The 13007-nt window shown below is 65.7% G+C and carries 12 protein-coding genes; 2 read left to right on the top strand and 10 right to left on the bottom strand.

Features of this window, described 5'->3' with window-relative positions; translation table 11 throughout:
• Positions 1–3: 3 nt before the first annotated feature.
• Positions 4–564 (top strand): hypothetical protein, encoded by a 561-nt coding sequence (locus OC184_RS00415; protein ID WP_265505160.1) that lies wholly within the window; start codon positions 4–6, stop codon positions 562–564.
• Positions 565–650: 86 nt separating this feature from the next.
• The gene (locus OC184_RS00410) at positions 651–1601 is read left to right on the top strand and encodes a glycosyltransferase family 2 protein (RefSeq protein ID WP_265505159.1); all 951 of its coding nucleotides are present in this window, start codon (positions 651–653) and stop codon (positions 1599–1601) included.
• Here OC184_RS00410 and OC184_RS00405 read toward each other — a convergent pair.
• The 10 genes from OC184_RS00405 to OC184_RS00360 all read right to left on the bottom strand — a co-directional run bounded on the left by OC184_RS00405 (position 1591) and on the right by OC184_RS00360 (position 12984).
• Positions 1591–2682 carry a flagellar basal body P-ring protein FlgI gene (locus OC184_RS00405; protein WP_265505334.1) on the bottom strand — a complete coding sequence of 364 codons (1092 nt, stop codon included), beginning with the start codon at positions 2680–2682 and terminating at the stop codon, positions 1591–1593. The two genes, OC184_RS00410 and OC184_RS00405, sit on opposite strands and share 11 nt — an antisense overlap.
• A gap of 8 nt (positions 2683–2690) precedes the next feature.
• Positions 2691–3701, bottom strand: a complete 1011-nt coding sequence (locus OC184_RS00400) for a hypothetical protein (protein ID WP_265505158.1) — start codon at positions 3699–3701, stop codon at positions 2691–2693.
• A 3-nt stretch (positions 3702–3704) separates the two neighbouring features.
• Positions 3705–5144 carry a flagellar hook-associated protein FlgK gene (gene flgK, locus OC184_RS00395; protein ID WP_265505157.1) on the bottom strand — a complete coding sequence of 480 codons (1440 nt, stop codon included), beginning with the start codon at positions 5142–5144 and terminating at the stop codon, positions 3705–3707.
• A gap of 37 nt (positions 5145–5181) precedes the next feature.
• On the bottom strand, positions 5182–6480 hold the full coding sequence (locus tag OC184_RS00390; protein WP_265505156.1) for a flagellar hook protein FlgE: 1299 nt from the start codon (positions 6478–6480) through the stop codon (positions 5182–5184).
• Positions 6481–6556: 76 nt separating this feature from the next.
• Positions 6557–7321 carry a flagellar motor protein MotB gene (locus OC184_RS00385; RefSeq protein WP_265505155.1) on the bottom strand — a complete coding sequence of 255 codons (765 nt, stop codon included), beginning with the start codon at positions 7319–7321 and terminating at the stop codon, positions 6557–6559.
• 87 nt (positions 7322–7408) lie between these two features.
• Positions 7409–8626 carry a phenylacetate--CoA ligase family protein gene (locus tag OC184_RS00380; RefSeq protein WP_265505154.1) on the bottom strand — a complete coding sequence of 406 codons (1218 nt, stop codon included), beginning with the start codon at positions 8624–8626 and terminating at the stop codon, positions 7409–7411.
• Positions 8627–8636: 10 nt separating this feature from the next.
• Complete coding sequence (locus tag OC184_RS00375; protein WP_265505153.1) at positions 8637–9458, bottom strand: ABC transporter ATP-binding protein; 822 nt, start codon at positions 9456–9458, stop codon at positions 8637–8639.
• 50 nt (positions 9459–9508) lie between these two features.
• Positions 9509–10792 carry an ABC transporter substrate-binding protein gene (locus OC184_RS00370; protein ID WP_265505152.1) on the bottom strand — a complete coding sequence of 428 codons (1284 nt, stop codon included), beginning with the start codon at positions 10790–10792 and terminating at the stop codon, positions 9509–9511.
• Positions 10793–10841: 49 nt separating this feature from the next.
• Positions 10842–11918 (bottom strand): branched-chain amino acid ABC transporter permease, encoded by a 1077-nt coding sequence (locus tag OC184_RS00365; RefSeq protein ID WP_265505151.1) that lies wholly within the window; start codon positions 11916–11918, stop codon positions 10842–10844.
• Between the two features lie 82 nt (positions 11919–12000).
• On the bottom strand, positions 12001–12984 hold the full coding sequence (locus tag OC184_RS00360; RefSeq protein WP_378926340.1) for a branched-chain amino acid ABC transporter permease: 984 nt from the start codon (positions 12982–12984) through the stop codon (positions 12001–12003).
• Between the last annotated feature and the right edge of the window lie 23 nt (positions 12985–13007).

The following is a 13007-nucleotide window of genomic DNA, read 5'->3' as shown; positions in this document are numbered from 1 at the left end:
ACCATGAACAAGAAAATCATTCCACTGATGCTGCCTGTCGTTGCGATCGTCGGTGGCGCCTTTGCGGGCAACATGCTGCGCGCGCCCTCAGACGGGGCGGCCGAGGTAGCGCCCGCCCATGCCGCCGGCGATCACGCCGAACCGTCCGACGACGGTCACGCCGCGGACGGGCACGAGACCGAAAGCCATGCCGAACCTGCCGATGACGGACATGGAGACGTCGAGCATGCGGCGCCCGGCGAGGCAGCGTGGTTCACCTTTCCAACGCAATTCTTCGTTCCGCTGATGCGGCAAGGCGATCTGCAGGACATGATGATCCTGACCCTGACCCTGCAGACCGACGGGGCCAGCCTGGGCGCGCTTGGCAGGAAAGAGCATGTGCTGCGCGACAGCCTGCTGCGCCAGCTGATGATCCACGCCAATACCGGCGGCTTCGACGGCAACTTCACCGCCGATCGCAACCTCGCCGTCCTGCGCGAGGATCTTCTGAAGGCCGCGCAGGCGGTGACCGACCTGCCGATCGAGGCGGTCCTCATAGAGGATATCGCCCGCCAGCCGGGCTGAACCGCTTGCGCTGAGAAGCGCGACAGGGGAAACACGCAGCAAGGCCGGGGGCGACCCCGGCTTTCGTCGTTCAGCGCGAGGTTCAGATGTCGCCGCCTCATGTCGTGATTCTTCTGGCGACCTATCAAGGTGCGCCCCATCTGCCGGTTCAGCTCGAGAGCCTGGTCGGACAGACGCACAGGAACTGGTCGCTGATCGCCTCCGACGACGGCTCGACCGACGGGACCGTGCAGATCCTGGACGACTTCGGACAGCGGATGCCGACCGGCCGCGTTACCCGCCTTCGCGGCCCGTCCTTGGGGGCGACGCAAAATTTCCTGTCCTTGCTGAAGCACGTGCCAGACGGCGCAATGGCGGCATTCTGCGACCAGGACGACATGTGGTTCCCCGACAAGCTGTCCCGCGCCGTCGCGACCCTTTTGTCCTGCACCGGCCCCGCCCACTATGCCGCACGCACCATCATCGCCGACCAGGATCTGAAGCCGCTGGCGCCCTCGCGCCACTTCCCGCGCCCATTGGGCCTGCGCAACGCGATGGTCCAGGCCATCATGGCCGGCAACACGTCGGTCTTCAATCCTGCCGCCGTTACTCTCTTGAAGCAGGCGGTGCCTCATGCGCGGGATGCAGGCATCGTTTCACATGACTGGTGGTGCTATCAGGTCACCGCCGCCTTCGGTGCCCGTCTTGTCCACGATCCTCAGCCGGTGCTATTCTACCGCCAGCATTCGCGCAGCGAGGTTGGCCGCAACGACACCCTGCCCGCGCGGATGGCCCGGCTGAGAAAGCTTCTGGCCGGCGAGTTCGGCTGGTGGATGCGCGCCAACCTGCACAGCCTGGCGCCGCTGGTTCCGCTGATGCCGGCCGACAGCCGGCACGTGATCGAGCAGGCGGGGATCATGCTGGACGCGCCGGGGCCGCGCGCATTCCAGGCCATGCGACGCGGCGGCTTCTACAGGCAGACCAGGGCCGCAACGGCGGCCCTGGCGATATCTGCGCTCAGCGGTGCCCTGAGGCGCGATCCTTCGGCTACTCGATGATCAGGTCAGCATGCAGCGCCCCGGCCGAGTGGATCGACTTGAGGATGTCGATCATGTCCCGCGGCCTGACGCCGAGGGCGTTCAGCCCGTCAACCAGGTCGCTGAGGTTCGTGTCACCGGCGACCTCGACGAAGCCGATGCCAGGTTCCTGCCGCAGTTCGACAGCGGTGCGCGGAACAGTTACGGTCTCGCCTTGGGCGAACGGGTTGGGTTGAGAGACGACCGGCGCCTCGCTGACGCGTAGCGTCAGGTTGCCTTGAGACACCGCCACGCGAGAGATCCGGACGCGTTCGCCCACCACGATGGTGCCGGACTTGTGGTCGATGACGACCTTGGCCCGGTCCTCGGGCTCGATCATAAGGTTCTCGATCCTGCCAACAACGCGGGCCGGGTTCACATCGCCCAGGTTCCGGAAGTCGACAACGACGGTTCCGCTGTCCAGCGTCACCGCCAGCTGCCGGTCAAAATCGCGGTTGATGGCATCCTCCACCCGCGTGGCTGTCGTGAAGTCGGCATTCCGCAGCGCGATGCGGATGTTGTCGATCCCGGCGAAGTCGAACTCGACCTCCCTCTCGACCCTCGCGCCCACGGGAATGCTGCCGGTCGTCGGCACGCCCTCGACGACACGGGCGGCGTCGCCCTCGGCTGACGCACCGCCGGCGATGATCGACCCCTGCGCCACGGCATAAATGTTGCCATCGGCGGCCTTCATCGGTGTCATCACCAGTGTGCCACCCAGCAGGCTTTTGGCGTCGCCAATGGCGGACACGTTCACGTCGATCCGGCTTCCCGACCGTGCAAACGGCGGCAGCGTTGCCGTAACAATCACCGCTGCGACGTTCTTGGAACGCAGGGCATCATCAGTGACGTTGACGCCCAGCCGTTCCAGAAGGCCGGCCAGCATCTCCTCGGTGAAGGGGGCGTTGCGCATTCCGTCGCCAGAACCGTCAAGGCCCACGACCAGGCCATAGCCGACAAGATCGTTGCCGCGCACCCCGTCGAAGTCGGCAAGATCCTTGATGCGCACCGGGACCGCGACGGCAGCCGCGGCGCAGGCGATCCAGACGATCAGGGCTGATATGAAGTTCCTCACCGCAGATAATCCACCAGCTTGAGCTTCGAGAGACGTGCCGTGACCGTATAGAGGGATTCAAGCTGCGCCTCGACCTGCTTCAGCGCCGCGGCGGTCTCGAACGAGTCTGCGCTGCGGATCTCGTTTCGGGCGATGGTCAGCGTTGCCAGGCTGGAGGCGTTTGCGGTCTGCGCACGCTGTGTCGTCTGCTGGTTCATGCCGATCCGGCTCATCTCGATCAGCACGTTCGTGTCCGCGGCCATCATCTGCAGGCCAGCCAGCTTCAGCAGTTGCCCCTGCTCCTCAGGCTGGCCGCCCAGAACGCCGCGATCAAGAAGCGCAGCCGACGCCAGCCCCTTCAGCAGATCGCGGACCGCCGGCGTCGCCGCCGTCGTCTCGATCCTGATGGTGACATCCTCGCTAATCGCGACCTGTTGGACGGTTGCCACCGTGCCGTGATAAGCTGTGTCGAGAAACCCTCCGCCGCCCGCCGGCGCATCGAACCAGTCCGAGATGGCCTGCATCGCATCCTCGGCAGTTGCACTTCCCGCCGTGACAGCCTGGAGTGCATCAAGAATATCGGCTGCCGCCGACAGGGGTGCCGTCTGGCTAGCGTCGCCGGACAGCAGGAACCGGTTGCTGTCGGCCGTGTTCAGCCGCTGCACCATGGTTTCGAAGGCGCTGGCCGCCTCGGTGATGTGGACGGCCTTGGTCCGTGTAATGAACGGATCGCTCCCCAGCGAGACGCCAAGATCCTTTGTGGCGGTCCTGATGTCGTCGAACACCGTCTGCATCACCCCCAGCTGGTGCGCCGCCTCGGCGGCGTTGCGCTGGAACTGCTGCGTCGTGGCAAGTCGGCTCTCGATGGCCCCGAGCGTTCGCGTATTGCCCTGCAGGCGCTGGCCCACATCTGCAACCTCGCCCGAGGCGGCCTCTGCCGTGAGGGTGTTCAGCGTCGTCTTGATCCGGTTGGACGCGACCTGCAGCGCAAACGCTCTCGCCTGGTCGCTGATACTGTTCAATGTCACGGCTTACATCCCCAGGATCTGGTTCATCATTTCGTCGACGGCGCGCAGGACACGCGCGTTGGCGGCATAAGACTGCTCGTACTGCAACAGACGCTGCATCTCGGCATCGCTGTCGACGCCCTCGGCCATCAGGCTGGACGAGATGGTGGTCAGGCGCCCGCTGCGGATCGCAAGCTCGCCCTCGGACCCCACCCGCCGCGAGACCACGTGGGCTTCCACGGTGCTGAACCGGCCAAGAAGCGAGTCGCTGCCGGCGATGCCCGTTCCGGCCGCTGCCGGCGCGACCGCGTCGATCGCCCCGACCAGCGCATTGAGAACCGCGGTCTGCCCCACCGGTTCACCTGTCGCGGCCTGAAGACCCGCGCGCAGGCGCCAGACTTCTCCGCCCTGCCCCGGAACCACCAAGGCATTGACCGAGATACGGCCCGCCAGACCGATGATGCCCGCGGCGCTGGCCCGCGCGCCTCCGTCGGTGAACAGGCCTGGGTCGGCTGCACCAACGCTGGGATCGGCATCGGCAAGTCGTTGGTGAAGGTCGAAAGCCAGCCCGTCAAGTTCCTGCTGCACCTGCGGCGCCAGTTCGTCGCGGATGGCGAAGTTCGCCGCCAGCGAGCCGCCTCCGAACAGCCGCATCTGACCGGCGGTCAGCGCGGCACCGTTCAGCGTCAGAAGGTTCAGCGGCGCACCGACCGTCTGGTCCGCGGTGACCTGAGCCGCTCCCTCGAAGCCCAGCTTCGCCGGAACGCTACCGTCCAGAAGGACCGCACCCTCGGCCGTGAACAGCGCCACCTTGTTGCGGTCGCGCGCCACCTCCTGCACGGGCACGATGTCCGATATCCGGTTGATGACCTGCTGACGCTCGTCCAGCAGCGGTGAGGCGTCCTTGCCGTCAGCATCAAGGATCGAGATCTGTGCGTTCAGGTAGGCAACCCTCTCCAACGAGGCGTTCAGCTCGGCAACATCGGACGCGATCGCCTGCTGCGCCATTCCGCGCGCGGCCTGAACCGCATCGGCTGCACCGTTCAGGCGCGTCGCCAAGGCCGAGGCGGCGTTGACCACCTCGGACAAGCGAATGTCGTCATCGGGGCGCGCGGCCGCCGAACCCAAGGCCGTGCGGAATCCGGTCAGTGCCGTCGACAGCGCCCCATCCCCTCCGGGCAGCCCGATCACGTCCTCCATTCGGCCGAAGAACGCCGCACGGGTCGAGCTGTCGCCGACGGCCGAAGTGGCCAGACGCGATTCGGACAGCAGGCTGGCGTTGACGATGCGCGTGATGCCGTCGATCCGCACGCCGCCGCCGAAGCCTTGCGGGCCGACGGCCAGTTCGCGCCGGGCATAGCCGGGCGTCATGACGTTGGCCAGATTCGCCGCAATGGTCTCGGTCCCGCGGGCGGTTGCGACCAGGCCTGACATCGCGTTCGATATGGCGTTGGCAATGCTCATGTGGTGCCTCTTGTGGATGTGGCGGCGGGCTGGCCGATCAGCGCTTGATGTTGGTGGTTTCCTGCATCATCTCGTCGACGGTCTGGATGATCTTGGCGTTGGACGAATAAGCGCGCTGAGTGGTGATCAGGTGCGTCAGCTCCTGAGCGATATCGGTGGTCGAGGCTTCGCGCGCATAGCCGGCGATGTCGCCGGTCGGCCCCGTCCCGGCATCCCACAGGTAGAAGCTGCCCGATTCGCGCGACGGCTTGAAGGCCTGTCCCTCGGTCGCGACCAGCCCGTTGGGGTTCGAGACGTCGACGACCGGCACCCGGTAGAGCGTCTTGATGAAGCCGGTGTCGTAGGTGGCATTCACCATCCCTGCGCTGTCGACCTCGACGCTGACCAGCTGGCCTGCGGGCGAGCCGTTGCGCGAGATCCCCGATGGCGAGAAGGGGGCAGACAGCTGCTTCAGGCCCGAAAAGCCGCCGGGGCTGCCGATGAACAGATCCAGATCGCCACCGCCCACGGTCAGCGGAATCGTCCCCGTGGCCGCGTCATAGGTGGTTCCAGCACCCGGGGTGACCGTCAGGATGCTGCCACCGAGGGCTTGGGTGCTGTCGAAGACGACGTTGAAGGTGCCGACCACCGCGCCACCCGACGCCGTGTCGCGGATCTCGACCTGCCATTCGTTCGACATCCCCGCGCCGCCGACGACGGGCGTGAAGGTCACGTCGAGCCCTTCGGAGGTGCCGAGGTTGCCGAAATACTCGATCCGGACCGGGATCGGCGTGCCGTCTGCGGCGGCCGCCGTTTCGTCGGCTGGCAGGTTGGCCCCGATCTCGACCCGCGTGGTCGGATCACCGACAGGTCGGTTCGTCTCGATCTTGATCGGCTGCAGCGCGCCGGGGGTGTCACGCGGGACCAGCGGCATGCTGCCGTCGGACGCGGTGGGCCAGCCCATCAGGACCAGGCCGCTCTCGGTCCGCAGGATGCCGTTCGCGTCGGGCCGGAAGGCGCCGGTCCGGGTCATCAGAAGTTCAGAGGGCCCGCCCCCGCTGACGTTGGCCAGCGTCGTGACCGGCAGCATGCCGCGCCCGGTCATGGCCAGGTCCAGCGGGTGGGTGGTCGTGACGACGGCGCCGTCCTGGCTGATGATGCGCTGCGTCGAGGTGCGCACACCGCCAGCCGTGTAAAGCCCGCGCCCGGACCCGACGATCATCGAGTCGAATTCGGTCTCGACGCGCTTGTAGCCGAAGGTCGACGCGTTCGCGATGTTGTCCGAGATCGTGCCAAGCCGAGAAGAGTTCGCGGACAGGCCGGCGACGCCGGCATTCATCGCAGAGGAGATGGACATGGACAGACACCTTTCTGATTTCGGTCTTGTCCGTCACCCTGTCCGACAACATTTAAGATTCGGATAATCGCGGAGGCTAGCGAAGCAAAATAAGCTCGAGCCTATTGTTGCGCGGGTCCATCGGGTTCGCCTGCCGGTTCTTGCGGTCGGCATAGCCGCTGACGCGCTGGATGCGGCCTGCATCGAACGAGGCGCCTTCCAGCAGGCTGCGCAGGGTATGGGCGCGGGCATCCGACAGCGGCCAGACGGGCGACGACACCAGCGTTTCAGGATAGGCGCGCACATGCCCCGAGATGGCGACCTGATTGCGCGTGCGGCCGATGACGTTGGCGACGATCCGCGCCAGCTCGTTCAGCGCGGGCTGGGGCTGTGCGGTGTCCTCGACGAAAAGCGGCGCATCTGTCAGGTCGTTCAGTTCGATCACCAGACCCTCGTCGGTCATGCGGGTGACCACGTGCTTCAGCAGGTTGGTCAGCTGCATCGATTCGGCGCCGGTGCCGGTCAGGCTGTCCTGCACGGCCTTCGCCACCTGGTCGAAGTCGCCGGCCTTGTCAGTGTCGGGCAGCGGATCGTCGATCCCGTGGCGGACGCCATTCTCCTGACCGTCGCCTTCGGCCCCCGGCGTGCGGATCATGCTGGGCGTGAAGTAATCGGCCAGCCCCTGCCGCTGCTGCTCATCCGTGGCATTAAGAAGCCACATCAGCAGAAAGAAGGCCATCATCGCCGTCACGAAATCCGCATAGGCGACCTTCCAGGCGCCGCCATGGTGCCCCGCCTCGCCTGACGCCTCGACCCGCTTGATGATGATCGAGGACCCGTTCAGCCCCTTGCCCGCAGCCATGTTGACACCTTTCGTTCCAGCCAGGTGTCAACGTCGCGGAAACGAAGGTTTCGAACAAGTTAACGGATCAAATGCCCGATATTCGGCTCAGTCGTAGCTGCGGCGGTCCTCGATGACCTTTCCGTCGTTCGGCAGACTGCCCACCGGGACCAGTTGCACGTCGGCGCGCAGCTTCAGCGTGTCCATTACGGAATCGCCATATCCCTTGCCGTCGGCGCTGGTTTCCAGTTGCACGGTCATCACGTCCATCTCTCCCTGACGGTCGGCGATGACGCGTGCACGGGCGATCTCGGGGTGGCGGGCGACCAGGGCCGCGACCTGTTCGGGGCGCACGAACATGCCCTTGATCTTGGTCGTCTGGTCGGCGCGCCCCATCCAGCCCTTGATCCGCATGTTGGTCCGACCGCAGGGGCTGGCGCCGGGCAGCACTGCCGAAAGATCGCCCGTCGCGAAGCGCACCAGCGGATAGTCGGGGTTCAGCGTGGTCACCAGAACCTCGCCGACCTCGCCCTCGGGGACCGGATCGCCGGTGCCAGGGCGCACGATCTCGACGATGACGCCCTCATCGACGATCATCCCCTCCAGCGCGTCGCTCTCATAGGCGATGTTGCCCAGGTCGGCGGTGGCATAGCATTGCCGTGTGACGATCCCCCGGTCGGCATAAAGCTGGCGCAGCGACGGGAACAGCGCGCCGCCACCGACGACGGCCCGGGTGAAGGCCAGCCTCTCTCCCATCTCGTCGGCACGATCAAGGATCACCTTGAGGAAGTCCGGGGTGCCGGCATAGCAGGTCGTGCCGATGTCGACGGCCGCGCGGACCTGCAGTTCGGTCTGCCCGGTGCCGGCGGGAAGAACGGCGGCGTCCACGGCCCGCGCGCCCGATTCAAACATCATGCCCGCAGGCGTCAGATGATAGCCGAAGCAGTTCTGCACGATATCCCCCCGCCCCACGCCCGAGGCATGCAGGAACCGCCCCAGCCGCCACCAGTCGCCGTCACGGCGGCCGGGTTCGTAGATCGGGCCGGGGCTTTGGAAGATGTGGTCAAACTCGGCCGCCAGCCGGGTCGTATAGCCGCCGAACGGGGGCGAGCGTCGCTGCGCGTCGGACAGCTCGGCCTTGCGGATCACGGGCAGCCGCGACAAGGCGGCGCGATCGGTGATGCCTGCCGGATCGACGTCGCGCAGCAGTCGCGCCAGCGCCGGCGCGGTCCTGGCACGAGAGATGGCGGCGGGCAGCACGCGGGCCAGCGCCTCGGCCCGCACGTCGTCGTCGCGGGTTTCCAGATCGTCGTAATATGCAGCCATGATGCGTTCCTCAGGCCAGCCAGCGCTTGCGGCGGCGATAGCTGCGCACGTCGCGGAAGGACTTTCGGCCTTCGTCGGACATGCCCAGGTAGAATTCCTTGACGTCGGGGTTCTCTCGCAACTGCATGGCGGGGCCGTCCATCACAACGCGGCCGTTCTCGAGGATATAGCCCTGATGGGCATAGCGCAGCGCGACGTTGGTGTTCTGTTCGGCCAGAAGGAAGGTCACGCCCTCGCCCTCGTTAACGGCCTTCACGATCTCGAAGATCTGCTCGACCAGCTGCGGGGCCAGGCCCATCGAGGGTTCATCCAGAAGGATCATCTCGGGGCGCGACATCAGGGCACGGCCCATGGCGACCATCTGCTGTTCCCCGCCAGAGGTATAGCCCGCCTGGCTCTTGCGCCGCTCTCGCAAGCGAGGGAAATAGTCATAGACCATCTCGAGGTCGCGCCTGATCGCCGCCGACCCGTCGCGGCGGGTATAGGCGCCGGTCAGCAGGTTCTCCTCGACCGTCAGATGCTCGAAGCAGTGGCGGCCCTCCATGACCTGGATGATGCCCTTGCGGACCAGGCTGGCGGGGTTCTGGCCGGCGACCCTTTCGCCCCGATAGGTGATCGTGCCCTTGGTCACCTCGCCCCGTTCGCTGGCCAGCAGGTTCGAGATCGCCTTCAGCGTCGTCGTCTTGCCCGCCCCGTTACCGCCCAGAAGCGCGGTGATGCCGCCCTTGGGCACGGTCAGGCTGACGCCCTTCAGCACCAGGATGACGTGGTTGTAGATCACCTCGATATTGTTGACGTCCAGAAGCGTCTCGGTCCGGTCGGCGTCGAACATGGCGGTCCCCTTGATGGGGCCCCGGCGGTCGTGCCGCCGGGGCCGTGACGTCAGCAGTCGCGCGGCGTGATGCCGGCCTCGGTCGCATAGGCCTGACTGTCTTCCTCGATCAGCGGCTGCACGACCTCCTGGTCGGGCTCGGTAAACTCGGTGATCAGGTTCCACTGCCCCGCCTCGGCATCCCATTGCTGGATGCGGGCCATGCCGCTGCCGCCGTGGTTCGAACAGCTCAGCTGGATCGGGGGACCGAAATCGGGAAGGCCGATCTCGGCCAGACGCTCCTCGGTGATGTCGAGGTTCTCGAACCCCTCGCGCAGCTGCTCGGGCGTGATGTCCGAGGTGCCGGCAAGCTCTTGTGCCTTGCGGATTGCTTCAGCGATGACGACGGCGGCATACATGCCGCGCGAATAGACGGCCGAGCCGACATGCTCGCCCCCCTGGCTCGCCTTGCCGGGCTCGATCACGTATTGCTGCAGGTCGTCATAGAGCGGATAGTCCTGCCCCACGCCGTTGAAGGTCACGGCCTTATAGCCGTCAGCCGCCGCACCGGCCGGCTGCACGTCGATTTCGGACCCGGCCCACCAGATGCCGATCAGGTTCTCCATCGGGAAGCGGATGTTCGCGGCTTCCTGTATTGCCACCTGGTTCATCACGCCCCAGCCGTACATGATGACATAGTCGGGCCGTTCGCGGCGGATCTGCAGCCATTGGCTGCCCTGCTCCTGACCCGGCGCCTCGACGGGCACCTCGGTCAGGGTGAAGCCGTGCTTGTCGGCCAGTTCCTGAAGGGTGCGGATCGGTTCCTTGCCGTAGGCGCTGTTGTGATAGACCAGCGCGATCTTCTTGCCCTCCAGGCTGCCGCCGTTTTCGTCAAGAAGGTGCTTGATCGCCACCGACGCGCCATCCCAATAGTTCGCGGGCGCGTTGAAGATCCATTCGAAGACCTTGCCGTTCTTGGCCGAGGTGCGGCCGTAGCCGGGGGTATAGAGAACCTTCTTGTCCTCTGCGACCTTCGGGATCAGCTGGTACGTGATCCCCGTGGACAGCGGGTTATAGACCAGCGCGCCGGTGTCCTTGGTCGCCTCGTAGCACTCGACGCCCTTCTCGGTGTTGTAGGCGGTCTCGCATTCGGGGACCTGGATCTTCTCGCCGCCGATGCCGCCATCGCGTTCGTTCAGCAGCGTGAAGTAATCGTTGAACCCGTCGGCATATTGCGTTCCGTTCGCGCCATAGGGGCCGGTGCGATAGCTGAGGTTCGGGACCACCAGGTCCGCCATCGCGGGCGCGCCCGCCATGATCCCAGCCACCACCAGCGCGGTCAGTTTCGTCTTCATCCGTATCTCCTCCCAAAGATGGAATGCGCCGGTTGCCCGGGTTGTTCGGTCAGTGCGGAAACGGCCAGAGCCGCAGTTTTTCCTTCGTCAGGCGCCACAGGCGCGCCAGCCCGTGCGGCTCGACGATCAGGAATGTCACGATGAGGGCGCCTACGATCATCAGCTCGATATGCGCCGCAAGGTCGGTGGGCCAGTTGAGGGTGCCGACCAGCACGTTCTTCAGAAGCACTGGCATCAGGACCATGAAGGCCGCGCCCGCGAAGCTTCCGAAGATGCTGCCCAGACCTCCGATGATGATCATGAAGAGGACGAGGAAGCTCTTGTTGATGCCGAAGGCCTCACCCACCTCGGCCGCGCCCAGATAGACCGCGAAAAGTAGCGCGCCCGCGATGCCGATGAAGAAGCTGCTGACCGCGAAGGCCGACAGCTTCGCGCGCAGAGGATCGACGCCGATAATCTCGGCAGCGATGTCCATGTCGCGGATGGCCATCCACTTGCGGCCCAGCATGCCCCGCGTCAGGTTCCGCGCGAGCCACGCAAGCAGGAACGCCATCACCAGGCACACGAGGTATTTCGCAGGCGCGCTGGTCGCGGGTCCCGTCACGGCATGGCCCAGCACCGTGCGTTCGGGCGCGGTGATCTGACCCGAGGCCGAGTAGTTGTAGAACCACGGCACCTTGTTGAAGAGCCAGACCAGGAAGAACTGCGCCGCAAGCGTCGCCACTGCCAGGTAGAACCCCTTGATGCGCAGGCTGGGCAGGCCGAAGAGGACACCCACCGCCGCCGTGATGCCCCCGGCCAGCAGGATGTGGATCAGGATGCTGACGTCGGGAAAGGCCGTCATCAGCTTATAGACCGCATAGGCGCCGACGGCCATGAAGCCGCCCGTCCCCAGGCTGACCTGGCCCGCATATCCCGTCAGGATGTTCAGCCCCAGCGCCGCGATCGCGTAGATCAGGAAGGGCACCAGCACCGCGTTTGCCCAGTAGTCGTTGATGACGAAGGGGATGATGCCGAAGGCCACCGCGAGGATCGCGTAGTATCCCCAGCGATCCAGGCGGATCGGGAAGGTCTGGCTGTCGTCACGGTAGCTGGTCTTGAAGTCACCGGCCTCGCGATAGATCATCAGGTCGTCTCCTGTCGGGGCCGGTCGGCGGGGGCCAGCCCCCGCACCCCCGGGATATTTTCACAAAGAAGAAGCCGCATGGTCAGACCCTCTCGATGATGCGTTCGCCGAAGAGGCCTTGCGGACGGAAGACCAGGAAGACCAGCGCCAGCACATAGGCGAACCAGGTCTCGGTCGCGCCGCCGACCATGGGGCCGATCAGGAACTCGAACATCTTCTCGCCCACGCCGATGATCAGGCCGCCCACGATCGCGCCGGGGATCGAGGTGAAGCCACCCAGCATCAGCACCGGCAGCGCCTTGAGCGCGATCAGCGACAGGCTGAACTGGACGCCCGATTTCGTGCCCCACATGATGCCCGCCACCAGCGCAACGAAGCCTGCGATGGACCAGACCATGACCCAGATGAAGCGCAGGCTGATGCCCACCGACAGCGCCGCCTGGTGGTCGTCGGCCACGGCCCGCATGGCGCGGCCCTGCTTGGTATACTGCGAGAACGCCACCAGCGCCGCGACCAGAAGCGCCGCAATGACGGTCGCCCAGATGTCCAGCCGGTCGATGAAGAAGCCATAGCCGAACCACCCTGCCGTCAGCGTCTCGATCCCGTCAGAGATGCCCTGCGGCAGGCCCACGTCCAGTGTCTTGATGTCCGCACCCCACATGACGTCGCCCAGACCCTCGAGGAAGTAGGCCAGCCCGATCGTCGCCATGAAGAGGATGATGGGTTCCTGCCCCACGAGATGCTGCAGGACCAGCTTCTCGATCAGGAAGGCCAGGAGGACCATCACCAGGACCGTCAGCGCGATTGCCAGGATCGACGGGACGGTCCAGCCGAAGTGGTGCAGGCTGGTGCCGAAGGCCGCGTTGATCAGATGCGCGAAGGGCACCTGGCCGTCCTGGATGCCCACAAGCGTCAGCGCCGCGAACAGCGCCAGCACCCCCTGCGCATAGTTGAAGACGCCGGAGGCCTTGAAGATCAGCACGAACCCCAGCGCCACCAGCGAATACATGACGCCGGTCATCAGCCCGTTCAGGAACACCTCGGCCCCGAAGATCACTTGGTCCATCACTCGGTCCCCTTCGTTGCTGC

This window comes from Paracoccus rhizosphaerae, from assembly GCF_026162645.1.
GTDB lineage: Bacteria > Pseudomonadota > Alphaproteobacteria > Rhodobacterales > Rhodobacteraceae > Paracoccus > Paracoccus rhizosphaerae.
Note: the sequence above shows the minus strand (reverse complement) of the source record. Positions and strands in the feature narration are given on the sequence as shown.

Excerpts from the sequence above, each read along its gene's own strand:
- OC184_RS00415 (WP_265505160.1), top strand. The coding sequence starts at position 4 with ATGAACAAGAAAATCATTCCACTGATGCTGCCTGTCGTTGCGATCGTC.
- OC184_RS00410 (WP_265505159.1), top strand. The coding sequence starts at position 651 with ATGTCGCCGCCTCATGTCGTGATTCTTCTGGCGACCTATCAAGGTGCG.
- flgK (WP_265505157.1), bottom strand. The coding sequence starts at position 5,144 with ATGAGCATTGCCAACGCCATATCGAACGCGATGTCAGGCCTGGTCGCA.
- OC184_RS00390 (WP_265505156.1), bottom strand. The coding sequence starts at position 6,480 with ATGTCCATCTCCTCTGCGATGAATGCCGGCGTCGCCGGCCTGTCCGCG.
- OC184_RS00385 (WP_265505155.1), bottom strand. The coding sequence starts at position 7,321 with ATGGCTGCGGGCAAGGGGCTGAACGGGTCCTCGATCATCATCAAGCGG.
- OC184_RS00380 (WP_265505154.1), bottom strand. The coding sequence starts at position 8,626 with ATGGCTGCATATTACGACGATCTGGAAACCCGCGACGACGACGTGCGG.
- OC184_RS00375 (WP_265505153.1), bottom strand. The coding sequence starts at position 9,458 with ATGTTCGACGCCGACCGGACCGAGACGCTTCTGGACGTCAACAATATC.
- OC184_RS00370 (WP_265505152.1), bottom strand. The coding sequence starts at position 10,792 with ATGAAGACGAAACTGACCGCGCTGGTGGTGGCTGGGATCATGGCGGGC.
- OC184_RS00365 (WP_265505151.1), bottom strand. The coding sequence starts at position 11,918 with ATGATCTATCGCGAGGCCGGTGACTTCAAGACCAGCTACCGTGACGAC.
- OC184_RS00360 (WP_378926340.1), bottom strand. The coding sequence starts at position 12,984 with ATGGACCAAGTGATCTTCGGGGCCGAGGTGTTCCTGAACGGGCTGATG.